We start from the raw sequence: 23,419 nt of genomic DNA, 5'->3' as shown, positions 1-23,419 counted from the left end.
TGCGCCGGTTCTCGGCTGTTGGCTGTTTGGGCTGCTGCCCCTATGCGCATCGGGGCTTGACCTTTTGGTTCCTTTTGGGTCACGCCAGAAGGAACTCGCCTGCCGGGGCGAGACCCGGCGGGCTCTCACGCAAAGCGACCTAAGCCATGAAGCAAACCGACTGGCCTTTTTTCGAACCCCACCATCGCGACCTAGAGGAGCGGCTTGCAGCGTGGGCTAGCGAGCAACTCCACGCCGACCACGGCAACGACGTCGACCAGACCTGCAAACACCTCGTCCACCAACTCGGCCAAGCCGGCTGGCTCCATCACGCCGTCGCCCAGCAAGGCCGTGGCATCGACACCCGCGCCATCTGCCTGATCCGCGAAACCCTGGCCTTCCACAACGGCCTGGCCGATTTCGCCTTCGCCATGCAGGGCCTGGGCTCCGGTGCCATCAGCCTGGACGGCACACCCGAGCAGCAGCAGCGCTACCTGCCGCGCGTGGCCGCCGGCGAAGCGATTGCCGCCTTCGCGCTCTCCGAACCGCAGGCCGGCTCCGACGTGGCCGCCATGCAGTGCAGCGCCCGGCTGGACGGTGAACACTATGTGCTGGACGGCGAAAAGACCTGGATCAGCAACGGCGGCATCGCCGACTTCTATGTGCTGTTCGCCCGCACCGGCGAAGCCCCGGGCGCACGCGGCATCACCGCCTTCATCGTCGATGCCGACACCCCAGGCCTGCAGGTCGCGGAGCGCATCGAGGTCATTGCCCCGCACCCGCTGGCGCGCCTGCGCTTCGACAACTGCCGCGTGCCCATCGGCCAGCGCCTGGGCGAGCCCGGCCAGGGCTTCAAGCTGGCCATGCGCACGCTGGACGTGTTCCGCTGCTCGGTCGCCGCCGCCGCGCTGGGCTTTGGCCGCCGCGCGCTGCATGAAGGTCTGCAGCGCGCCCAGAGCCGCGCCATGTTCGGCGGCCTGCTGGCCGACTTCCAGCTCACACAAGCCAAGCTTGCGCAGATGGCGCTCACGCTCGACAGCGCGGCCCTGCTGACCTACCGCGCCGCCTGGCAGCGCGACCAGGGCCGGCCCGTCACCAAGGAGGCCGCGATGGCCAAGCTGGCCGCCACCGAGGGCGCACAGCAGGTCATCGATGCCGCACTGCAGCTGCATGGCGGCCTGGGCGTGGTGAGCGGCCAGATGGTCGAGCGCCTGTACCGCGAGATCCGTTCGCTGCGCATCTACGAAGGTGCTTCCGAAGTGCAGCAACTCATCATTGGTCGAGAACTCCTGAAGGGGAACTGAGCATGTCCACCGCGCACGTTGACCGCTTCGCCGCCGAGCACCTGCCGCCGCGCGAGCAGTGGCCCGAGTTCCTGTTCGAGCTGCCCGACCTGCAGTTCCCCGCCCAACTGAATTGCGCCACCGAGCTGCTGGACAAAGCCATCGATGAGAAGGGCTGGGGCGAGCGCCTGTGCCTGCAGGGCAGCGGTATCCGCTGGACCTACCGCCAGCTGCGCGAGCAGGCCGACCGCATCGCCCAGGTGCTGGTGCAGGACATGGGCCTGGTGCCCGGCAACCGGGTGCTGCTGCGCGGGCCCAACCACCCCATGGCCGTGGCCTGCTGGTTCGGGGTGATGAAGGCCGGTGGCATCGCCGTGGCCACCATGCCGCTGCTGCGCGCCAAGGAGCTCAAGACCATGATCGAGATCGCCCAGGTCTCGCATGCGCTCTGCGATGCGACGCTGGCGGCCGACCTGCTCGAAGCCGCGGCCGCCAGCCTGCAGCTGCGCCAGATCCGCTGCTACCGTCAGGAAGGCGAGGGCGGGTTGGAGGCGCTGATGGCCCGGCACGACGCGCCCTTCCAGAACGTGGCCACCGCCGCCGACGACACCTGCATCCTGGCCTTCACCTCCGGCACCACCGGCATCCCCAAGGCCACCATGCACTTCCATCGCGACGTGATGGCCATCTGTGCCTGCTGGCCGCCGCATGTGCTGAAGGCCCAGGCCGACGACGTCTTCATGGGCAGCCCGCCGCTCGGCTTCACTTTCGGCCTGGGCGGCCTGGTGCTGTTCCCGATGAGCATTGGTGCCAGCACGGCGCTGCTGGAGAAGGCCGCGCCGCCGCAACTGCTTGAAGGCCTGCGGCAGTACGGCGGCACCGTGCTCTTCACTGCGCCCACGAACTACCGCGTGCTGGCCCAGCAGGGCGACGCCATCCGCGCCACGCGGCTGCGCAAATGCGTGAGCGCCGGCGAGGCCCTGCCCGCCGCCACCCGCGCGCTCTGGAAGCAGGCCACCGGCATCGAACTGATCGACGGCATCGGCGCCACCGAGCTGCTGCACATCTTCATCTCGGCCGATGAAAAAGCGGCCCGGCCCGGCGCCACCGGCAAGGCCATCCCCGGCTACCGCGCCGAGGTGGTGGACGAGGACGGCCGCCCGCTGCCGCCGGGCGAGGTGGGCAAGCTGCGCGTCAAGGGCCCGACCGGCTGCCGCTACCTGAACGATGCGCGCCAGGCCGTGTACGTCAAGGACGGCTGGAACTACACCGGCGACGCCTATTCGATGGACGCCGAGGGCTACTTTCATTACCACGCCCGCACCGACGACATGATCATCTCGGCCGGCTACAACATTGCCGCGCCCGAGGTGGAGGAGGCGCTGATGAGCCACCCGGCGGTGGCCGAATGCGGCGCCACCGGCGTGCCGGACGAGGAGCGCGGCCAGATCGTCAAGGCCTGCGTGGTGCTGCGCCCGGGCTTTGCCGCCGGGCCGGAACTGGCCAAGGCCCTGCAGGAGCATGTGAAGGCCACGGTGGCGCCCTACAAGTACCCGCGCTCAGTGGTGTTCGTGGAGGCGCTGCCGCGCACCCAGACGGGCAAACTGCAGCGCTTCAAGCTGAAGGAGCTCGGATGAACCGCTTTGAGAAGCCTGAACGCATCCGCTTCAGCCATTGCGACCCGGCTGGCATCGTCTTCTTCCCACAGGTCTTCGTGTTGTTCCAGGGCCTGGTGGAGGACTGGTTCAACGAGGCCTTGCACATCGACTACGCCGATCTGCTCGGCCCGCGTCGCGTCGGCCTGCCCACGGTGGCGCTGAACACCGAGTTCCGCGCCGTCAGCCGCCAGGCCGATGCGGTGCGCTTGAGCCTGGGTCTGGAACGCATTGGCCGGCGCTCGTTCACGCTGGCGCTGGAACTGCGCGGCGCTGGCGGCGAGCTGCGCGTGGCGGCGCGCCAGACCCTCGTCAGCACCGATCTCGACACCCATCGCGCCATGGAGCTGCCCGCCGATGTACTGGCGGCGCTGCAGCGCTTCAACGCGGAGGCCGCCCATGGCTGATGTCTTCAAGCCTTCTCCCCATCAGACCCTGCTGCCCGAGGGCTGGCCGCGCCCGCGGGGCTATGCCAATGGCGTGGCGGCCCAGGGCCGCCAGGTCTTTGTGGCCGGCATGATCGGCTGGGACGCGCAGCAGCAGTTTCACTCCGACGACTTTGCCGAACAGGCGCGCCAGGCCCTTTTGAACGTGCTGGCCGTGCTGGCCGCCGCCGGTGCCGGGCCCGAGCACATCGTGCGCATGACCTGGTACGTGACCGACAAGCGCGAATACCTGGCCGCCGGCCGCGCCGTGGGCCAGGCCTACAAGGAGCTGATCGGCAACTACGCGGTGGCCATGAGCGCCGTCCAGGTGGTGGCCTTGATCGAGGACCGCGCCAAGGTCGAGATTGAGTGCACCGCCGTGGTGCCTTGAAGGATTGCGGGACCGGGCATTCCCCTGTTTCCGGGCCACTGGCACCTTGTTCGATGCCCCCTCGGTGTAGGACCATCTAAACCAGGACTAGCATCCTGGCAACCGCAAGGAGAACGAGATGACATTCCGAAGCCTTTGGGGCCTGGGTCTGGGTTTGATGGCTGCCGCCAGCCAGGCCGCGCCGGTGTGCGAGGTGGCCGCCCTGATTGGTGAAGCCCGCAGCGGCAGCACCGTGCTCAAGGCCGGCAGCGGACTGAACGTGGGCGATGAATTGCAGACGGGTGCCAAATCGCGCGTGCGCCTGCGCTGCGTCGACGGCTCCTCGCTGGTGCTGGCCGAAAACAGCCAGCTGCGCATCGAGTCCTTCAGCGCCGAGGGCTCGGAGCGCAAGGATGCGCGCTTCTTCCTGCGCCTGGGCCTGGTGGGGCAGAAGGTCAGTGCCGGCGGCGCCTGGACCCTGCGCACGCCCAGTGCGGTGACAGCCGTGCGCGGCACCGAGTTCGCGGTCGACGTGCCCTCCGAGGACAAGACGGCCGTGCTGATGCAAAGCGGCAGCGTGGACGTGCAACCCGCGCGGCCGCAGACCCGTTCCATCACCGCCGCGCTGCCGCTGATTGCGCTGGCCGGGCTGATGGGCACCGACTGTGTGGCCGGCAAGGGCTGCAGCGCCGCGGCGGCCTGGTCGGAGACGCGCATCAAAGCCACGCTGGACCGGTTGAGCGGTGTCTGAGCCGGCCGCGGACGCGGCCTCGCCAGGCGTTCGGCCCGCCCGGCCCAGCCGCCGGGACCGGCCCGAACGGGGCTACCTGCTGGTGGCCCTGCTGGCCGCCACCCTGGCCATCGTGCTGTGGTCGCAGCGCGCCGGCACCTTGCTGGAGCGCATCGACCGCCTGACCCTGGACCTGCAGATGCAGGTGCGCGGCCCGCTGGCACCGGGCACCCGGCATCCGGTGGCCCTGGTGTCTATCGATGACCGCACCCTGCAGGCCCTGGGTGGTGCCGCGCCCGACCGCGCTCGCCACGCCGAGCTCATCACCCGCCTGGCCGCGGCCGGCGCCAAGGCGGTGGCGCTGGACATCCTGATGCCCGAGCCCGGCGGCGAGGAGGCCGACCGTGCCCTGGCCGCCGCCCTGCAAGCCCCCGGCATGGCCAAAGCCATTGCGCTGGCCCTGCCGGACGACAGTTCGGCCATGGCCGGCGCGCCGCTGGAGCAGCTGCTGGCTCACGCCTACATGCGCGCGAAGGCCGAGGCGCTGGCGGCGGAATCCGTGGCCATGGTGCCCAAGGGCCTGATCGCGCCCACGCCCGTGCTGGCCGAGGCGGCCGGCATCGTCGGCCATGTCAGTTCCAAGCGTGGTGTGGATGGCAGCCTGCGCTACGACCTGCCGGCCCTGCACTGGCAGGGTGAATGGTTCCCCACCATGGCCCTGCGCCTGGCCGGCGTGGCGCTGGATCTGGACTGGAGCCAGGCCGAGTTCGTGGCCGGTCAGGCCGTGCGCTGGGGACCGCTGCAGGTGCCGCTGGACGCCGCCTCGCGCCAATGGGTCAACTACTACGGCAAGGCCGAGCATTTCCCCACCCTCAGCTACATCGACGTGCTGAACGGCAAGGTGCCGGCGGATCAGCTCAAGGGCCGGATCTTCATCGTCGGCGCCACCGCCTTCGGCACCAGCGATTCCGTGCCCAGCCCCTTCGATTCCGGCCTTCCCGGCATGGAGCGTCTGGCCACCGTCACCGACAACCTCATCACCGGGCGCAACTTGCGCGTCAGCGAGTTCGCGCCGCTGATCGAACTGGCCGCCATGCTGCTGCTGCCCCTGGCCGCGGCCGGGGCGCTGGCCAACTGGTCGGGCCGGCGCGCCGGCGCCGTGCTGGGGGCGCTGGGCCTGCTGCTGCTGGGCTGGGCGCAATGGGATTTCGTTGCCAATCACCGCTTCCTGTCGCTGGCCTACCCGGGCCTGGCCATGATCACCGCCGTGCTGGGCGCCACGCTGTTGCGCGGCCATGGCGAGCGCCTGCGCAAGGAAGCCGCGGTGGCCGCGCTGCGCGCCAGCGAGGAGCGCTACGCGCTGGCCGCCCAGGGTGCCAATGACGGGCTGTGGGACTGGGACCTGGCGGCCGGCGAGGTGCACTTCAGCGAGCGCTGGCTCGGCCTGATGGGGCAGGAGGAAAGCCAGGCCCGCGCCATGGACGCCTTCACCGTGCCCCTGGATGCGAACGCCCGTTCTGCCTTCGATGCCGCGCTGCAGGACCATTTGGAAGGCCGCAGCCTGCAGCTGCACCATGTGCTGCAGTTCCGCGAGGGTGAGCAGGAGCGCGCCCTGCTGGTACGCGGCATGGCCACGCGCGATGCCCAAGGCCGGCCGACGCGCATGGCCGGCTCGCTCACCGACATCTCCGACACCCTGCGCCTGCAGCGCCAGCTCGTGCACGACGCGCTGCACGATCGCCTCACCGGCCTGGCCAATCGCTCCCTCTTCATCGAGCGCCTGGAGCAGCTCTTTGCCACAGGCGCGCCGCTGGGTGTGGTGCTGCTCGGCCTGGACGACTTTCGTGCCCTGAACGAGGCCGAGGGTACCCAGGTGGGCGATGGCGTATTGCGGGCCGTGGCGCGCCGCCTGGGCCAGCGCGAGGGGCAGGGGCAATCGGTGGCACGCCTCGGGGCGGATGTGTTCGCGCTGGCGTTCGGTGCCGAGTTGCTGCCGGCCGGGCAGGACGCCCAGCGCACGCCGGACTGGGTGCGAGAGCAATTGCGGGAGCCGCTGCTGGTCAATGGGCGGAGGCTGGAGGTGGCCGGTACCGTGGGCTGGGCGCACCGCAGCCAGGGCCCGCAGGATGCCGCCGAGCTACTGGCCAGCGCAGAAATGGCGCTGGCCCTGGCCAAGACCCGCCAGCGTGGTGGGGTGCGCGCCTACGACCCGGCCGATCAGTTGCTCGAAACCAGCCGCCGCTGGTTGCACGACAACATCGATCTTGGCCTGGTGCGCGGCGAGTTTCGTATGTACTACCAGCCCCTGGTGCGGCTGGAGGACCGCAAGCTGCTCGGCTTCGAGGCCCTGATCCGCTGGATCCATCCCGAGCGCGGCTTCATCATGCCGGGCGACTTCATCCCCTACGCCGAGGAATCCGGCCAGATCGTCGCCATGGGCCGCTGGACCCTGATGGCGGTGACCGACCAACTGCGTGCCTGGGACGCCCTGGGCTTTGACGGCGAGATCGCCGTCAACCTCAGCAGCCGTCAGTTCACCGAGGGCGACCTGATGGCCGATGCGCGCGACGTGCTGGCGCGCCTGCAGGGTCTCGATCCGCACCGCATCAAGCTCGAAGTGACCGAGAGCATGGCCATGGCCAACCCGCACCAGACGGCCGAGGCCCTGCAGCAGCTCGCCAAGATGGGCTTCAAGATCTCCATCGACGACTTTGGCACCGGCTACTCCAGCCTGGCCTACCTCCACCAGTTCCCCTTCGACACCTTGAAGATCGACCGCAGCTTCGTCATGCGTCTGCACGCCGGCCGAGACGCCGTCGAGATCGTGCGCACCATCGTTGGCCTGGTCAAGGCACTCGACAAGCAGGCCTTGGCCGAAGGCGTGGAAGAAGAGCGCCAGGCCCAATTGCTGCATGAGCTGGGCGTGCACATCGGCCAGGGCTGGCTATTCGGCAAGGCGCTGCCGGTGGAGGAGGCGCTGAAGATGATCGAGAAGCAGCAAAAGGAAGGCCGGGTCTGAGCCCGCCCGGCAGGCGCCATACGAGGAGTCTGGGCCGCACGCGGACCACGGGCGCGCCTACTGGGACCAGCAGCGGTGGCTGTCGCTGGGTAGGTAGCTGGGGCTCCCGGCCTTGACGATCACCGTCAGCTGGGTGCAACCCTGGTCGGCGGCCTGTGAACGGCCCGGCATGGCCGTCGCGGTGGCCACAAAGCATGTGGCCGGTTCGGCCGGGGCGCAGGCGGAAAGTGCGATGGCGTAGTACTGGCCGGATGACTTGTCCGGCAGACCCAGGCCGGTGGGCCAGGTGCTGGTGAGGTCGCTGGCGTAGTTGGGGTTGTTGGACCGCCAGCGCTCCTGTGCCTGCACCACGGCCAGCAGGGCCGCCACTGCTTCCGAGCGCCGCGCCTTGCGGATCTGGTTGATGAAGTTCGGGTAGGCCAGCGCGGCCAAGATCGCGATGACGACCATGGCGAGCAGCAACTCCACCAGCGTGAAACCGGCGGCGCGCTGGGGTTTCTGGTGGCTCGGCATGTTGACGGGTTTCGTGGTGCCTGCTCAGCCCAGCCCCTGCTGCCGCAGCAACGCATCCACCAGCGGCTCCCGTCCCCGGAAAGCCTTGAAGCTTTCCAGTGCCGGGCGTGACCCTCCGCGGGCCAGGATCTCGTTGACGAAGCGGGCGCCCGTGGCGGGGTTGTCCACGCCTTCTTCCTCAAAGGCGGCCCAGCAGTCGGCACTCAGCACCTCAGCCCACTTGTAGCTGTAATAGCCAGCCGCGTAGCCGCCGGCAAAGATGTGGCTGAAGGCGTGCGGGAAGCGGTTGAAGTCGGGCGGCAGGTGGACGGCGATCTCTTGGCGCACTTCACGCAACAACTCCAGCACCGCCGGGTTCTCGGCCTGGTGCAGGCGCATGTCGAACAGCGCGAATTCGACCTGGCGAAGGGTTTGCAGGCCGGCCTGGAAGTTCTTGGCGGCGAGCATCTTGTCGAACAGCGCCCGGGGCAGCGGCGCGCCGCTCTTCACGTGGCGGCTCAGGCGCTGCACCACCGGCCATTCCCAGGCCAGGTTCTCCAGGAACTGGCTGGGCAGCTCCACGGCGTCCCATTCCACGCCGTCGATGCCGGAGACGCCCCCGACTTCCACCTCGGTGAGCAGGTGGTGCAGGCCATGCCCCCACTCGTGGAACAGGGTCTGCACATCGTCATGCGTCAGCAGGCTGGGCTGGCCGTCGGCGCCCGGTGCGAAATTGCACACCAGATGCGCTACCGGGGTTTGCAGCTGGCCGCTGTCGGGCCGACGCCAGCGGCCGCGCACATCGTCCATCCAGGCGCCCGGGCGCTTGCCCACGCGGGCGAGCAGGTCCAGGTAGACATGGCCGACGAGGCGTCCCTCGCGCTGCAGTTCATACAGCTGCACGCTGTCGTGCCAGACCGAGCCCTCGATGCGCCGCAGGCTCAGGCCAAACATCTGCCCGAGCAGGGCGAACAGGCCATCGAGTACCTGCGGCAGGGTGAAGTACTCGCGCACTTCCTGCTCGCTGTAGCTGTACTGGCGGGTCTTCAGGTCTTCGCTGACATAGGCCAGATCCCAGGCCTGCAGATCGTCCAGGCCCAGGGTCCGGGCGTGGGCGCGGGCGGCGGCCAGATCGCGCTCGGCATGCGGGCGGGCGCGGCTGGCCAGGTCGCGCAGGAAGCCCAGCACCTGTTCCGGTGAATCGGCCATCTTGGGCAGCACCGACAGGCTGGCGAAATCGGGCTGGCCGAGCAGCTGCGCCTCTTCATGGCGCAGGGCCAGGATCTCGTGCATCAGCGGGCTGTTGTCCTGCTCGGCGGGGCCGAACTCGCTGGCGCGGGTCACGTAGGCGCGGTAGATCTGCTCGCGCAGTGCGCGGTCGTGCGCGTACTGCATCAGCGGCACCTGGCAGGGCGCGTGCAGGGTCAGTTTGGCCTCACCGGGGCGGCCCTCGGCGCGGGCCAGTTCTTCGGCATGGGCGCGCACATCGGCGGGCATGCCGTCCAGGCGCTCGGCCGGCACGAACAGGGCGAAGCCGTCGGTGGCGTCCATCACATGCTCGCTGAAGGCCTGGCCCAGTTCGGCGCCGCGGTTCTGCAGCTCGGTGAAGCGCTCTTTCTGCGCGCCTTCGAGCTCGGCGCCGGAAAGCACGAAGCCCTGCAGGGCCAGGTGCAGGGCGCGCGCCTGGGCCGGGTCGCTGGGCGGCTGCTCGGCCGCGACCTGCTTGTACTTGCCGTACAGGGCCTCGTCGGCGCCCAGTTCGGCGTAGAAGTTGCTGACGGCCGGCAGCATGGCGTTGTAGGCCGCACGCAGCTCCGGCGTGTCGGCCACGGCGTTCAGATGCCCGACCACACCCCAGGCCAGGCCCAGGGCCTCGCTGGCCACGTCCAGCTCGCGCTCAATCGCCTGCAGATTGGCCGGGAAGTCCGCGGCCGTGACCTTGGCCTGCGCAGCCTGTGCCTGCGTCAGCAGCTGCGTGATGGCGGGTTCGATGTGTTCGGGGCGGACGGCCCCGAAGTCGGGCAGATGGGCGGGGGAGAGCAGGGGATTGCTGGCCATGGCTCAGGCGCCTGCCTTGCGCTGGGCCGCTTCCAGGGTGTTCTGCAGCAGCATGGTGATGGTCATGGGGCCGACGCCACCCGGCACCGGCGTGATCCAGCTGGCGACTTCCTTCACCGGCACGAAGTCCACGTCGCCGCAAAGCTTGCCGTCCGGCAGGCGGTTGATGCCCACGTCCAGGACCACCGCGCCGGGCTTGACCATGTCGGCCGTGACGAAGCGAGGGCGGCCCACCGCGGCCACGAGGATGTCGGCCTGGCGCGTGATCTCCGCCAGGTTCGGCGTGGCCGAATGGCAGATGGTGACGGTGGCGCTGGCCTGCAGCAGCAGCATGGCCATCGGCTTGCCGACGATGTTGGAGCGGCCGATCACCACCGCGTGCTTGCCGCGCGGGTTGCAGCCAATCTCCTCCAGCATCTTCATGCAGCCGTAGGGTGTGCAAGGCTTGAAGCCGGGCTGGCCGACCATCAGGGCGCCGGCGCTGGCCACATGGAAGCCGTCCACATCTTTCTCCGGCGCGATGGACTCGATCACCAGGTCCGCATCCAGATGCTTGGGCAGCGGCAGCTGCACCAGGATGCCGTGCACGGCCGGGTCGGCGTTCAGCTCGCGAATGCGCGTCAGCAAGTGGTGCTGCGTCATGTCGGCGGGGTGGCGTTCCAGGTTGGAGGCCATGCCGATGGCTTCGCAGGCCTTGACCTTGTTGCGCACATAGACCTGGCTGGCCGGGTCTTCGCCCACCAGCAGCACCGTCAGGCCGGGCTTGTGGCCGCGGGCCGTCAGCGCGGCCACTTCGGTGGCCATGTGGGAGCGCAGCTTGGCGGCCAGGGCGTTGCCGTCGATCAGTTGGGCGGTCATGGGCAGGGTCCTTTCAGAAACGAAAAAGGCCGCTCGGTGAGCGGCCTCGGAAGCTTGCGGCAATTACGCCTTCGCGGTGGTGGCGCCGAGCGCGATCTTGAGCAGGTCGGCCACGGTGTTGGCGTTGAGCTTTTCCATGATGTTGGCGCGGTGCGCCTCCACGGTCTTGATGGAAATGCCCAGGTCGTCGGCAATCTGCTTGTTCAGGCGGCCGGCCACGATGCGCTCCAGCACCTGGGCCTCGCGCGTGGTCAGGCGGCTCAGCAGGGCGTCGCGGCTGGCGGCTTCCTGGTGGCTGGCAAAGGCCGTGCGGGCCTGATCCAGCATCTTTTCCACCAAGGCCACGAGCGAGTCTTCCTTGAAGGGCTTCTCGATGAAGTCGATCGCACCCTTCTTCATCGTCTGCACGGCCATCGGCACATCGCCATGGCCGGTGATGAAGGCCATCGGCAGCGGGCTCTTGCGCTCGATCAGCTTGTCCTGCAGCTCCAGGCCGCTCATGCCGTCCATGCGGATGTCGCAGATCAGGCAGGCCACTTCGCGCGGGTCGAAGCGGGCCAGGAAGCTTTCAGCCGAGTCAAAGCACTTGACGCGGTAGTCCTTGCCCTCCAGCAGCCATTGCAGGGAGTCACGCACGGCCTCGTCGTCGTCGACGACAAAGACATTGCCCTTCTTGGGAATCAAACTCATGGTGTGGTGCTGGCGGTCGGGGAGGGAGTGAGGCTGTCCGCGTGGCGCAGATCGACGGGGATCGTGAACGAGAAGCGGCAGCCCGAAACAAGCTCGCCATTGTAGAGATTCTCGGCCCGCAGCCGGCCCTGGTGGCTCTCGACGATAGACCGGCATAACCCTAGGCCGATGCCCAGGCCGTCGGCCTTGGTGGAGTAGAAGGCCTCGTAGATGCGGTTGATGGCGTCCTCGGGCAGGCCGGGGCCCATGTCCTGGACCGAGAACTCGATGGTGCCGCCCTGGTCGGGCATGTGGCGCGGTACCACGCGCAGCTCGATGTGGCGGCGCGAGGGCGGCAGCTTGGCGATGTCGATCGCCTCGGCCGCGTTCTTCAAGAGGTTCAGCAGCACTTGCTCGATCAGGATCGGGTCCACCATCAGCGCGGGCAGGCGCTGCGCCACATAGGTGTGCAGCTGCACGTTGCGGCGGCGCAGTTCGATCGAGGCCAGTTCGACGGCGTCCTCGACGATGTCCGCGGCCTGCGCCGTCTGGCGCTGCGGCTCGCTGCGCTTGACGAAGGCGCGGATGCGGTGGATGACTTGGCCGGCGCGCTGGGCCTGCTTGCTGGTCTTTTCCAGCGCGGCCAGCAGGTCATCCTTGGCGATGTTGTCGCCGCGCACGCGGCTGATCATGCCGTTGCAGTAATTGGTGATGGCGGTGAGCGGCTGGTTCAGTTCGTGGGCCACGCTGGAGGCCATCTCGCCCATGGTGATCAGGCGGCTCGTCACCTGGGCCTTGGCGGCCTGGGCCTCGGCCTGCTGCTCGGCAGCGCGGCGGGCGGTGATGTCGGTGGCGATCAGCATCTGGGCCAGGCGGCCGTCGGTCCACTGCAGGTAGCGGGTGCGCACGTCGAACCAGCGCTCCAGCTGCTCCACATAGACCTCGCGCGGGCTGCTGCCGGGCCCTTCGGTGAGCGGCTGGGCGGGCAGGCCGCTGTAGTCGTCCACATCGTCGCTGGGCAGTGAGAGTTGGGTGCCAGGCTGCTCGGCCAGCTGGGTATGGCCCAGGCTTTCCGCGCCGAACCAGAGGCGGTAGCTGCGGTTGGCGAACAGCAGTTCCTGCTGCGGGATGGAGAGCACGGAGACGGCGGCGTCCAGGCCTTCCAGCACGGTGGTGAAGCGTTCATGGCTGGCACTCAGCTGGTCGCGCACCCGTTTGGCCTCGGTGATGTTGGTCATCGAGGCCATCCAGCCGGTCTGCTTGCCCTTGGCATCCACCAGGGGCGAGACGTACATGCGCGCGTCGAACACCGAGCCGTCCTTGCGCATCACCTTCACTTCGATGCCGCCGCTGGGGCTGCGGCCCTGCATTTCCTGATCCAGCAGGCGCTGGTTTTCTTCGATGCGGTCGCGCGGCCAGTGGGGAAAAGGCGGGCGGTGGCCGAGCAGCTCGGCTTCGGTGAAGCCGGTCATCGCGCAAAAGGCCGGGTTCACGTAGACGATGCGCGACTCCATGTCGAGGGCGCGCATGCCGGTGAGCATGGAGTTCTCCATCGCACGCCGAAAGTTCGTTTCGGCCAGCAAGGCGTTTTGCATGTGCAGGCGCCGGCGCATGTGGCGCCAGGTGCCCAGCAGCATCCAGACGGTGAGCGTGGCCAGCGCCACCACCATCCAGAACAGGGTGTTGGAGATCAGGCCGATGCTGGTGCGGTAGCCCTGGCCGCGCAACACCAGGCCATTGAGGGCCGGCGCCAGCGGCACCTCGTGCAGGATGGCGGCCTTGCCGGGCGTCACGCCGGGCATGGGGGTGACGGTGCTGGCCACCACCAGCTCGTTCGGATCCAGCACCGCGATGGCGTGGCGCGAGGCGACTTCACTCGGCACGTAGTAGCGCAGCAGGGCCTCGACACCGTACTCCGCGATCAGCACCCCGGCAAAGCCGTGGCGGTCGATCAGCGGCACCTGCAGCTGGAACACCAGATTGCCCACCGCGTCGTTGAAGGCGCCGGTGTAAAGCGGCTGGCGGCGCTCGCGCACGGCTACGAAGGTCTGGTCGGGCACGTTGTTGCCCTGGGGCATCGAAGGGTCGGCCGAACCCGGGGCCATCAGCGTGGGGGCCTGGAAGCCGGTGCTGGCCACCGAGGCACGCCGCTCGCGCCGGGCGCTCAGCCAGGTGATGTGCATGACCTCAGGACGCTCGCGCGCGAATGCGCTGGCCTGGGCGCTGAATTCGTAGGTGTCGATTGCGCGCGTGACGATCTCGCGCGCAATGCGCGCCATCTGCTCCTGGTTCTCGATCAGGCGCAAGCGCAGCTGTTGCTGGGCGATCTCGGTGTCGCGCTTGACAGCCTCGCTCTCGCGCTCGATTTCTTCGTTGCGCAGGTACCAGAAGGCCAACACGATGGTGCCCAGAAAGAGCAGCACCGAGAGCAGGGGGCCCAGAGTGGCAAAGCGGTCCTGGCGCGCGGGTGACTGGCGGCGCCACCAGCGCGTGGCGGCGGCCAGGGCGGGGCGAAAGAGGGTCTGGAGCGACTGGCTCCAGTCGGGGCGGAGAGGCATCGGCCGATTATCTCGACCTCAACTTGGTTTCGTAATGCGGAAAGGCTATCCGCCATTTGAAAGATGGGCGGCCTATGGCACACTCCGCCCTCGATTCGAGTTGTGACTCTAAAAACGGAGACGTCCCCCATGTCCGCCCAGCCGAACGACATCCTGGCCGCGCGCCCCAACGACGCTGATCCCCGCGAAACCCAGGAGTGGCTGGACGCCCTCAAGGCGGTCATTGGCGAGGAGGGCGGTGAACGCGCCCACTTCATCCTGGAAGCGCTGATTGACGAGGCCCGCCAGGCCGGCATCGATGTGCCCTTCAGCGCCCACACCGCCTACCTGAACACCATCCCGGCGGACCAGGAAGCGCGTTGCCCGGGCAATATCGAGATCGAGAAGCGCCTGCGCGCCTACATGCGCTGGAACGCCATGGCCATGGTGGTGCGGGCCAACCGCCTGAACCCGGCCGACGGCGGCGATCTGGGCGGCCACATTGGCTCGTTTGCCTCGCTGGCCTCGATGCTCGGCGCCGGCTTCAACCACTTCTGGCACGCCGAGAACGAGAACCACGGCGGCGACCTGCTCTACATCCAGGGCCATAGCGCGCCCGGCATCTACGCCCGCGCCTTCCTGGAAGGTCGCCTGAGCGAGGCGCAGCTCGACAGCTTCCGCCAGGAGGTGGACGGCAAGGGTCTGTCCAGCTACCCGCACCCCAAGCTGATGCCGGAGTTCTGGCAGTTCCCCACCGTCAGCATGGGACTGGGCCCGCTGATGGCGATCTACCAGGCGCGCTTCCTGAAGTACCTGCACGCCCGCGGCATTGCCGACACGGCACAGCGCAAGGTGTGGGCCTTCATGGGCGACGGCGAGATGGACGAGCCCGAAAGCCTGGGCGCGATTGGTCTGGCCGCACGCGAAGGTTTGGACAACCTGGTCTTCGTCATCAACTGCAATCTGCAGCGCCTGGACGGCCCGGTGCGCGGCAACGGCAAGATCATCCAGGAGCTCGAAGGCGAGTTCCGCGGCAGCGGCTGGAACGTCATCAAGCTGGTCTGGGGCAAGGGTTGGGACGAGCTGCTGGCGCGCGACAAGAGCGGCAAGCTCAAGCAGCTGATGATGGAAACCGTGGACGGCGACTACCAGGCCATGAAGGCCAACGACGGCGCCTATGTCCGCAAGCACTTCTTCGGCAAGTACCCGGAAACCGCCAAGCTCGTCGAGCACATGAGCGACGACGAGATCTTCGAGCTTCGCCGCGGTGGCCACCAGCCCGAGAAGGTCTACGCCGCCTTCCACCAGGCCCACCACAACACCACCGGCCAGCCCACGCTGCTGCTGGTGAAGACGGTCAAGGGCTATGGCATGGGCAAGGCCGGTGAGGGCAAGAACACCGTCCACCAGACCAAGAAGCTGACCGACGAGGACATTAAGTACATCCGCGACCGCTTCGGCATCCCCATTCCCGACAGCGAGTTGCCCAAGATTCCGTACTACAAGCCGGCCGACGACACGCCGGAGATGCGCTATTTGCACGAGCGCCGGCAGCTTCTCGGCGGCTACCTGCCCAAGCGCCGCGTGAAGGCCGACGAGAGCTTCACCGTGCCGCCGCTCTCCGCCTTCCAGGCCGTGCTGGACCCGACCCCCGAAGGCCGCGAGATCTCCACCACCCAGGCGTACGTGCGTTGCCTGACCGCGCTGCTGCGCGACAAGGAACTGGGCCCGCGCGTGGTGCCCATCCTGGTGGACGAGGCGCGCACCTTCGGCATGGAAGGCCTGTTCCGCCAAATCGGCATCTACAACCCCAAGGGTCAGCTCTACACCCCGGTCGACAAGGACCAGGTGATGTACTACCGCGAGGACAAGGCCGGCCAGATCCTGCAAGAGGGCATCAACGAGGCCGGTGGCATGGCCTCGTGGATCGCCGCGGCGACGTCGTACTCGACGAACAACCGCGTGATGATCCCCTTCTACATCTACTACTCGATGTTCGGCTTCCAGCGCATTGGCGACTTGGCCTGGGCAGCGGGTGACATGCAGGCGCGCGGCTTCTTGCTCGGCGGCACCAGCGGCCGCACCACGCTGAACGGCGAGGGCCTGCAGCACGAGGACGGCCACAGCCACATCCTGGCCGGCACCATCCCGAACTGCATCAGCTACGACCCGACCTTCGCGCATGAGGTGGCGGTGATCCTGCACAACGGCCTGGAGCGCATGGTGGGCAAGCAGGAGAACGTGTTCTTCTACCTGACCCTGCTGAACGAGAACTACGCCATGCCGGGCCTGACGGCCGGCACCGAGACCGAGATCCTCAAGGGCATGTACCTGCTGCAGCCGGCGGCTAAGCAGCCCTTGGAGGTGAACCTGCTGGGCAGCGGCACCATCCTGCGCGAATCGATCTTCGCCAAGGAACTGCTGGAAGCCGACTGGGGCGTGGGCGCCAACGTCTGGAGCTGCCCGAGCTTCAACGAACTGGCCCGCGACGGCCAGGACGCCGAGCGCTGGAACCTGCTGCACCCCACCGAGACGCCGCGCGTCTCCTTCGTGGCGCAGCAGCTCGGCAAGACCGCCGGCCCGGTGGTGGCCTCGACCGACTACATGAAGGCCTATGCCGACCAGATCCGCGCCTTCGTGCCGGCCGGCCGTGCCTACAAGGTGCTGGGCACCGACGGCTTCGGCCGCAGCGACTTCCGCAGCAAGCTGCGCCAGCACTTCGAGGTGAACCGCCACTACATCGTCGTGGCCGCCCTGAAGGCGCTGGCCGACGAAGGCAAGCTGCCGGCCGCCAAGGTGGCCGAAGCGATTGCCAAGTACGGCATCGACGCCAACAAGATCAACCCGCTCTACGCATAAGGACGCACCAACATGGCATTGGTGGAAGTCAAGGTCCCGGACATCGGGGACTTCAAGGACGTCGCGATCATCGAAGTGCTGGTCAAGGTGGGTGACACCATCCGCCCCGAGCAATCGCTGATCACCGTGGAGAGCGACAAGGCCTCGATGGAGATCCCGAGCAGCCATGGCGGCGTCGTCAAGGCGCTCAAGGTCAAGCTGGGCGACACGGTCAACATCGGTGACCTGATCCTCGAGCTGGAAGCAGCGGGCGCTGCAGCGCCGGCGCCGGCTGCCGTGGCGGCCGCGCCGGCACCTGCCCCCACGGTAGCCGCGCCCGCACCGGCCGCAGCGCCGGTTGCCGCGGGCGGCGATGTCACCGTCGTGGTGCCGGACATCGGCGACTTCAAGGACGTGGCCGTCATCGAGCTGCTGGTCAAGCCGGGCGACACGGTCAAGGTCGAACAGAGCCTGATCACGGTCGAGAGCGACAAGGCCTCGATGGAGATTCCGAGCAGCCACGCCGGCGTGGTCAAGGAGATCAAGGTCAAGCTGGGCGACACGGTCAACATCGGCAGTGCCGTGCTGGTGCTCAGCGGCGTGGCCGGTGCTGCCGCAGCGCCGGCCCAGGCCAGCGCCGCACCCGCTGCCGTGGCCGCCGCCCCCGTGGCTGCCAGCGCGCCGGCGCCAGCGCGCAGCCAGCCCGCTGCCGCGCCGCACGAGCCCCTGGCCGCCAGCGGCAAGCTGCCGCACGCGAGCCCCTCGGTGCGCAAATTCGCGCGTGAACTCGGCGTGCCGCTGGATGAGGTCAAGGGCTCCGGCCCCAAGGGCCGCATCACCCAGGAAGACGTGCAGTCCTTCGTCGGCGCCGTCATGGCCGGCAGCACGCAGACCAAGGCGATTGCTGCCAAGGCACCTGCCGCCGCGGCAGCGGGAGGCGGTGCCTTCCCCGGCCTGCTGGCGTGGCCGCAGGTGGACTTCGCCAAGTTCGGCACGGTGGAGCGCAAGCCCCTGGGCCGCATCAAGAAGATCAGCGGCGCCAATCTGCACCGCAACTGGGTCGTCATCCCCCATGTGACGAACCACGACGAGGCCGACATCACCGAGCTGGAAGCCTTCCGCGTGCAGATGAACAAGGAGCACGAGAAGTCGGGCACCAAGTTCACCATGCTGGCCTTCCTGATCAAGGCCTGCGTGGCGGCCCTGAAGAAGTTCCCCGAGTTCAACGCCAGCCTGGATGGCGACGAACTGGTGCTGAAGAAGTACTTCCACATCGGCTTTGCGGCCGACACGCCCAACGGCCTGATGGTGCCGGTCATCAAGGACGCCGATCAGAAGGGCGTGGCGCAGATCGCCAAAGAGATGAGCGAGCTCGCGGCCAAGGCGCGCGACGGCAAGCTCAGCCCGGCCGAGATGAGCGGCGGCTGCTTCAGCATCAGCTCGCTCGGCGGCATCGGTGGCACCTACTTCACGCCCATCATCAATGCGCCCGAAGTGGCCATCCTGGGCGTGTGCAAGAGCTTCATGAAGCCGGTCTGGAACGGCAAGGAATTCGAGCCACGCCTGACGCTGCCGCTCTCCTTGAGCTGGGACCACCGCGTCATCGACGGCGCAGCTGCGGCCCGCTTCAACGCCTACCTGGGCGCCATCCTGGCGGACTTCCGCCGCGTACTGCTCTGAGGTCGGCGACATGGCACAGATCGAACTGCGCGTCCCCGACATCGGTGACTTCAAGGACGTGGCCATCATCGAGATCCTGGTCAAGCCGGGCGACGCGATCGCGGTGGACCAAAGCCTGATCACGGTCGAGAGCGACAAGGCCTCGATGGAGATCCCCGCCACCGGTGCGGGCGTGCTCAAGGAGCTGAAGGTCAAACTCGGCGACAAGATCAACCAGGGCGATCTGATTGCGCTGGTTGAGGGCGCGGCAGTGCCTGCAGCGCCAGCGCCGGTGGCTGCGGCCCCGGTCGCTGCTCCCGTAGTCGCGCCCATCGCGGCCCCGATCGCCACCGCCGTCCACACCGGCGGCGCCGACCTGGAGTGCGAGGTCCTCGTGCTCGGCGGCGGCCCGGGCGGCTACTCGGCCGCCTTCCGCGCGGCGGACCTGGGCCTCAAGGTCGTGCTGGTCGAGCGCTACGCCAGCCTGGGCGGCGTCTGCCTGAACGTCGGCTGCATTCCTTCCAAGGCGCTGCTGCACGTGGCCGCGGTGATGGACGAGGTCAGCCATATGGCCGATTTGGGCGTCGAGTTCGGCGCTCCCAAGCTCAACATCGACAAGCTGCGCGGCCACAAGGAAAAGGTCATTGGCAAGCTGACCGGCGGCCTGGCCCAGATGGCCAAGATGCGCAAGGTCACGGTGGTGCGCGGCTACGGCAGCTTCCTTGACCCGCACCACCTGCAGGTCGAGGAGACCACCGGCAGCGCGCAGGACAAGACCGGCAGCCACAAGACCATCCGCTTCAAGGCCGCCATCATTGCGGCCGGCTCGCAGGCTGTGCGTCTGCCCTTCCTGCCGGACGATCCGCGCATCGTCGACAGCACCGGCGCGCTCGCGCTGAAGGAAGTGCCGAAGAAGATGCTCATCATCGGCGGCGGCATCATCGGCCTGGAGATGGGCACGGTGTACTCCACGCTGGGCGCGCGCCTGGACGTCGTCGAGATGATGGACGGCCTGATGCAGGGCGCCGACCGCGACCTCGTCAAGGTCTGGGACAAGATGAACAAGCATCGCTTCGACAAGGTGATGCTGAAAACCAAGACCGTGGGCGCGCAAGCCACGCCCGAGGGCATCAAGGTGCAGTTCGAGGGCCTGGACGGCACCAAGAGCGAGGGCACCTACGACCTCGTGCTGCAGGCCGTGGGCCGCACGCCCAATGGCAAGAAGGTGGGTGCCGAGAAGGCTGGTGTGGCCGTTTCGGATCGCGGCTTCATCCCGGTGGATGTGCAGATGCGCACCAATGCAGCGCACATCTTCGCTATCGGTGACCTGGTCGGCCAGCCCATGCTGGCCCACAAGGCCGTTCACGAAGCCCATGTGGCGGCTGAAGTGATTGCCGGCGAGTTGAAGGGCGACGCCAAGCTCGCCAGTGCCGCCTTCAACGCGCGCGTCATCCCCAGCGTCGCCTACACCGACCCTGAGGTCGCCTGGGTGGGCCTGACCGAAGACCAGGCCAAGGCCGAGGGCCGCAAGGTCGAGAAGGGCCTGTTCCCCTGGGCCGCCAGCGGGCGCGCCATTGCCAATGGCCGTGACGAGGGTTTCACCAAGCTGCTGTTTGATGCCGAGACGCACCGCATCGTCGGCGGCGGCATCGTCGGCACCCATGCCGGCGACATGATTGGCGAGATCGCGCTGGCCATCGAGATGGGGGCGGATGCGGTGGATATCGGCAAGACCATCCACCCCCACCCCACGCTGGGCGAGAGCATCGGCATGGCGGCCGAGGTGGCGCACGGCAGCTGCACGGACGTGCCGCCGGCCCGCAGGTAAGGCCTTGCCGCGCTGAGCCGCGCAAGCCCCGGACGCGAAAGCATCCGGGGCTTTTTCGCAAGGCGCGACTGTTCTCCCAGCCGCTGTGGGCGAACGCGATGCGCGCTTGCGCTGCTTCATGGAGCCATGCAACGCCGGGAGGCGTTGACACCTGGCGAGAGGGTTCGCGTTGAAACGCGCTGTTGCACTCTAGGCCGGACTGCGGGTAGGTCCTGATCGTGGCAACCCGCGCGCTTGCATGCTTTTGCGGGCCGCACTCCTCTTTGCGTACAAGGCGGCGCGGCGCGAGGCCGCGCAGCATCCACCCGTCACATTCAAGGCCCGTGCACGGGGCACCGCAGTCGATGGCAGGCCATCGCAGCGGCGGCTTGCCATGGGCCGTGAGCGCGACGCTTGCCTTGCCTTGAGCGCACACCGAACCGGGTTCTGACCCAGCGCGGCGGGTGACCGGGGCGGGCGCTCGAAGGCGCATGCAGCCGCAGGTACCGGGCTGCTACCCGCCGTCCGAGTGCTAGGCGCGAGCACTGGCCCGGCAGCACCCCTGTAGGGCTCCACCCACTGCCCCCACAAGGGGTCATGCAATCCAGCTAGAGAGAGATGACATGAAACGAGGACACCATCGAGTGCTGCAGGCTGCGCTGAGCCTGGCCGCTCTTCAAGCGGCCTTCCCTGCGCTGGCCGCTGAGCGATTGCGCCTGGATGCGCCGGACGCGGTTCCGACCGCGCGTGCCGCCGTGGCACCCGGCACACGGGGCGCCGCCGCCCTGGGGCTCAATGCCCAGGAGCTGCAGGTCCAGACCCGCCACACCTATGCCAGCGGCCTGGTGGTCACGCGGCACCAGCAGTTCTACATGGGCGTGCCGGTCTGGGGCGAAGCCATCGTGGAGCACGTGGAGCCAAATGCACGCGGCCTGGTCAGCAGCTCGCAATTCACCGGTTCGCTGGTGCGAGGCATCCAGGCGGACCTGGCCCATGCCACGCCCAGCCTAAGCCCGGCTGCCGTGCTGGCCCAAGCCAAGGGCCGCGTGCGCCTCAGCAGCGTCAGCCAGGAACAGACCAAGCTCTACGTGCGACTGAACGCCCAGAACAAGGCGGAGCTGGTCTACCTGGTCTCGTTCTTCTCGCAAGAGGGCGGCAAGCCGACGCGCCCGCACTTCCTGATCGAGGCCAACAGCGGGCGCGTCATCGAGCAGTGGGAGGGCCTGGCGCACAAGGACGCCACCGGCCCCGGCGGCAACGCCAAGACCGGCAAGTACGAGTTCGGGCCGGGCGGCAAGTATGGCCCGCTGGCGGTAACCGATGACTGCCAGATGTCGACCACCAATGTCGTCACGGTGGACATGAAGGGCACCACCACGGCGCCCAACACGCCGTTCAAGTTCACCTGCTCGCGCAATGAGTACAAGCAGGTCAACGGCGCCTACTCGCCGTTGAACGACGGCCACTACTTCGGCAACGTGGTCTTCAACATGTACCAGGACTGGCTGCAGCGCCGGCCCATCAGCCAGAAGCTGACGGTGCGCATCCACTATGACCAGAACTACGAGAACGCCTTCTGGGATGGTCAGCAGATGACCTTCGGCGACGGCGGCGCCACCCTGCATCCGCTGGTGTCGCTGGACGTGATGGCGCACGAGGTCAGCCACGGCTACACCGAGCAGAACTCGGGCCTGGTGTACTCGGGCCAATCGGGCGGCATGAACGAGGCCTACTCCGACATGGCCGGGGAGGCGGCCGAGTTCTACGCCCGCGGCAGCAACGACTGGCTGGTGGGCGGGGACATCTTCAAGGGCTCCGGGTCCCTGCGTTACATGGACAACCCGCCGCGCGACGGCATCTCCATCGACCACGCCAGCAAGTACAGCAGCAGCATGGACGTGCACCACACCAGCGGGGTCTACAACAAGGCGTTCTATTTGCTGGCCACCAAGGCCGGCTGGAACACGCGCAAGGCCTTCGAGGTGATGGCCGACGCCAACAAGCTGTACTGGACGGCCAACGAGACCTTCAACAACGGCGCCTGCGGTGTGATGAAAGCGGCGCTCAACCGCGGCTACCCGTCGGCCGACGTGGCCAGCGCCTTCAGCGGGGTGGGCGTTGCCTGCCCGAACCCGCCCGATGCGAGCGTGCCCAGCATCACTTCGCAGCCGGCCAGCGTGACGGTCAACGTCGGCCAGACCGCCAGCTTCAATGTGGTGGCCAGTTCCAGCACCGCGCTGAGCTACCAATGGCAGAAGAACGGTGCCGCCATCCCCGGGGCGACAGCCGCCAGCTACACCACGCCGGCCACCACGGCCAGCGACAACGGCGCCCAATACAGCGTGGTGGTCACCAACAGCAAGGGCAGCGTCACCAGCACCGCCGCCACGCTGACGGTCAAGCCGGTGGATACCAACCTGCCGGTCATCACTGGGCAGCCGGCCTCGGTCACCGTCAATGCCGGCACCCCCGCCACCTTCACGGTCACGGCCAGCAGCGCCACTGCAATGGGCTATCAGTGGAAAAAGAACGGGGTCAGCATCGTTGGCGCCACCGCCGCAAGCTACACCACACCGCCCACCACCAGTGCGGACAACGGTGCGAGCTTCAGCGTCGTCGTGAGCAATGCCAACGGCAGCACCACCAGCGGCAGTGCCACCTTGACGGTGAGGCCGGTGGACAGCGGCAGCACCACGGTGAGCGGCTACCTGAGCACGGGCTACTCCGCCAACTACCCCAGCGGCGACTTCCACTACAGCGCCGCCGGGGGCAGCTTCAAGCTGAACCTCACGGGTCCGTCCGCGGCGGACTTTGACCTCTACCTGTACAAGTGGAACGGCAGCAGCTTCGTGGTGGTGGCCAAGTCCGAAGGCGCCAACTCGACCGAGGCGATCAGTTACACGGGTGGTGCCGGCTACTACTACATCAAGGTGTACGCCTACTCTGGCAGCGGCAATTTCACGCTGAGCTATTCGTTGCCCAAGTGACTGAAGGCCCTGGAGGGTTGCGGCCCTTCAGGGCGGTCTGAGCCCCAGGGCCC

At 67.9% G+C, this 23,419-nt stretch carries 15 protein-coding genes; 10 read left to right on the top strand and 5 right to left on the bottom strand.

Annotated elements, in window-relative coordinates; genetic code table 11:
• Window positions 1–146: 146 nt before the first annotated feature.
• The 6 genes from ACE3QP_RS09060 to ACE3QP_RS09035 all read left to right on the top strand — a co-directional run bounded on the left by ACE3QP_RS09060 (window position 147) and on the right by ACE3QP_RS09035 (window position 7,461).
• Window positions 147–1,283: an acyl-CoA dehydrogenase family protein gene (locus tag ACE3QP_RS09060; protein ID WP_374435377.1), complete on the top strand. Its 1,137-nt coding sequence runs from the start codon at window positions 147–149 to the stop codon at window positions 1,281–1,283.
• Window positions 1,284–1,285: 2 nt separating this feature from the next.
• Window positions 1,286–2,899, top strand: coding sequence for an AMP-binding protein (locus ACE3QP_RS09055; RefSeq protein ID WP_374435375.1), 1,614 nt, complete (start codon window positions 1,286–1,288; stop codon window positions 2,897–2,899).
• On the top strand, window positions 2,896–3,324 hold the full coding sequence (locus tag ACE3QP_RS09050) for an acyl-CoA thioesterase (protein ID WP_374435373.1): 429 nt from the start codon (window positions 2,896–2,898) through the stop codon (window positions 3,322–3,324). Before ACE3QP_RS09055 ends, ACE3QP_RS09050 begins: the two co-directional genes overlap by 4 nt.
• Window positions 3,317–3,733, top strand: coding sequence for a RidA family protein (locus tag ACE3QP_RS09045; RefSeq protein WP_374435371.1), 417 nt, complete (start codon window positions 3,317–3,319; stop codon window positions 3,731–3,733). Before ACE3QP_RS09050 ends, ACE3QP_RS09045 begins: the two co-directional genes overlap by 8 nt.
• A gap of 118 nt (window positions 3,734–3,851) precedes the next feature.
• Window positions 3,852–4,463 (top strand): FecR domain-containing protein, encoded by a 612-nt coding sequence (locus ACE3QP_RS09040; RefSeq protein WP_374435369.1) that lies wholly within the window; start codon window positions 3,852–3,854, stop codon window positions 4,461–4,463.
• Complete coding sequence (locus tag ACE3QP_RS09035) at window positions 4,456–7,461, top strand: EAL domain-containing protein (RefSeq protein WP_374435367.1); 3,006 nt, start codon at window positions 4,456–4,458, stop codon at window positions 7,459–7,461. The genes ACE3QP_RS09040 and ACE3QP_RS09035 overlap by 8 nt, the downstream gene beginning before the upstream one ends.
• A gap of 57 nt (window positions 7,462–7,518) precedes the next feature.
• On the opposite strand, the gene ACE3QP_RS09030 is transcribed toward ACE3QP_RS09035, so the two are convergent.
• The 5 genes from ACE3QP_RS09030 to ACE3QP_RS09010 all read right to left on the bottom strand — a co-directional run bounded on the left by ACE3QP_RS09030 (window position 7,519) and on the right by ACE3QP_RS09010 (window position 14,096).
• Complete coding sequence (locus ACE3QP_RS09030) at window positions 7,519–7,974, bottom strand: type IV pilin protein (protein WP_374435365.1); 456 nt, start codon at window positions 7,972–7,974, stop codon at window positions 7,519–7,521.
• Window positions 7,975–7,998: 24 nt separating this feature from the next.
• A complete protein-coding gene (locus ACE3QP_RS09025; protein ID WP_374435364.1) occupies window positions 7,999–10,011 on the bottom strand; it encodes a M3 family metallopeptidase in 2,013 nt (670 codons plus the stop codon).
• Between the two features lie 3 nt (window positions 10,012–10,014).
• A complete protein-coding gene (folD, locus tag ACE3QP_RS09020; protein ID WP_374435362.1) occupies window positions 10,015–10,869 on the bottom strand; it encodes a bifunctional methylenetetrahydrofolate dehydrogenase/methenyltetrahydrofolate cyclohydrolase FolD in 855 nt (284 codons plus the stop codon).
• 63 nt (window positions 10,870–10,932) lie between these two features.
• The gene (locus tag ACE3QP_RS09015) at window positions 10,933–11,559 is read right to left on the bottom strand and encodes a response regulator transcription factor (protein WP_374435360.1); all 627 of its coding nucleotides are present in this window, start codon (window positions 11,557–11,559) and stop codon (window positions 10,933–10,935) included.
• Window positions 11,556–14,096, bottom strand: coding sequence for a PAS domain S-box protein (locus ACE3QP_RS09010; protein WP_374435358.1), 2,541 nt, complete (start codon window positions 14,094–14,096; stop codon window positions 11,556–11,558). Before ACE3QP_RS09010 ends, ACE3QP_RS09015 begins: the two co-directional genes overlap by 4 nt.
• A 129-nt stretch (window positions 14,097–14,225) precedes the next feature.
• Here ACE3QP_RS09010 and aceE point away from each other — a divergent pair, with 129 nt between their 5' ends.
• The 4 genes from aceE (at window position 14,226) to ACE3QP_RS08990 (ending at window position 23,366) form a co-directional block, all read left to right on the top strand.
• The gene (gene aceE, locus ACE3QP_RS09005; protein WP_374435356.1) at window positions 14,226–16,934 is read left to right on the top strand and encodes a pyruvate dehydrogenase (acetyl-transferring), homodimeric type; all 2,709 of its coding nucleotides are present in this window, start codon (window positions 14,226–14,228) and stop codon (window positions 16,932–16,934) included.
• A gap of 12 nt (window positions 16,935–16,946) precedes the next feature.
• The gene (gene aceF / locus ACE3QP_RS09000) at window positions 16,947–18,593 is read left to right on the top strand and encodes a dihydrolipoyllysine-residue acetyltransferase (RefSeq protein ID WP_374435354.1); all 1,647 of its coding nucleotides are present in this window, start codon (window positions 16,947–16,949) and stop codon (window positions 18,591–18,593) included.
• 10 nt (window positions 18,594–18,603) lie between these two features.
• Entirely contained in the window at window positions 18,604–20,400 is a 1,797-nt protein-coding gene (gene lpdA, locus ACE3QP_RS08995; protein WP_374435353.1) for a dihydrolipoyl dehydrogenase, read from the top strand.
• A 602-nt stretch (window positions 20,401–21,002) separates the two neighbouring features.
• Window positions 21,003–23,366: a M4 family metallopeptidase gene (locus ACE3QP_RS08990; protein WP_374435351.1), complete on the top strand. Its 2,364-nt coding sequence runs from the start codon at window positions 21,003–21,005 to the stop codon at window positions 23,364–23,366.
• Window positions 23,367–23,419 lie beyond the last annotated feature (53 nt).

The organism is Inhella sp. (assembly GCF_041912635.1).
Lineage (GTDB): Bacteria > Pseudomonadota > Gammaproteobacteria > Burkholderiales > Burkholderiaceae_C > Inhella.
Note: the sequence above shows the minus strand (reverse complement) of the source record. Positions and strands in the feature narration are given on the sequence as shown.

Coding starts and splice junctions, on each gene's coding strand:
- ACE3QP_RS09045 (WP_374435371.1), top strand. CDS start 3,317: ATGGCTGATGTCTTCAAGCCTTCTCCCCATCAGACCCTGCTGCCCGAG.
- ACE3QP_RS09040 (WP_374435369.1), top strand. CDS start 3,852: ATGACATTCCGAAGCCTTTGGGGCCTGGGTCTGGGTTTGATGGCTGCC.
- lpdA (WP_374435353.1), top strand. CDS start 18,604: ATGGCACAGATCGAACTGCGCGTCCCCGACATCGGTGACTTCAAGGAC.
- aceE (WP_374435356.1), top strand. CDS start 14,226: ATGTCCGCCCAGCCGAACGACATCCTGGCCGCGCGCCCCAACGACGCT.
- ACE3QP_RS09055 (WP_374435375.1), top strand. CDS start 1,286: ATGTCCACCGCGCACGTTGACCGCTTCGCCGCCGAGCACCTGCCGCCG.
- aceF (WP_374435354.1), top strand. CDS start 16,947: ATGGCATTGGTGGAAGTCAAGGTCCCGGACATCGGGGACTTCAAGGAC.
- ACE3QP_RS09025 (WP_374435364.1), bottom strand. CDS start 10,011: ATGGCCAGCAATCCCCTGCTCTCCCCCGCCCATCTGCCCGACTTCGGG.
- ACE3QP_RS09015 (WP_374435360.1), bottom strand. CDS start 11,559: ATGAGTTTGATTCCCAAGAAGGGCAATGTCTTTGTCGTCGACGACGAC.
- ACE3QP_RS09060 (WP_374435377.1), top strand. CDS start 147: ATGAAGCAAACCGACTGGCCTTTTTTCGAACCCCACCATCGCGACCTA.
- ACE3QP_RS09050 (WP_374435373.1), top strand. CDS start 2,896: ATGAACCGCTTTGAGAAGCCTGAACGCATCCGCTTCAGCCATTGCGAC.
- ACE3QP_RS08990 (WP_374435351.1), top strand. CDS start 21,003: ATGAAACGAGGACACCATCGAGTGCTGCAGGCTGCGCTGAGCCTGGCC.
- ACE3QP_RS09010 (WP_374435358.1), bottom strand. CDS start 14,096: ATGCCTCTCCGCCCCGACTGGAGCCAGTCGCTCCAGACCCTCTTTCGC.
- ACE3QP_RS09030 (WP_374435365.1), bottom strand. CDS start 7,974: ATGCCGAGCCACCAGAAACCCCAGCGCGCCGCCGGTTTCACGCTGGTG.
- folD (WP_374435362.1), bottom strand. CDS start 10,869: ATGACCGCCCAACTGATCGACGGCAACGCCCTGGCCGCCAAGCTGCGC.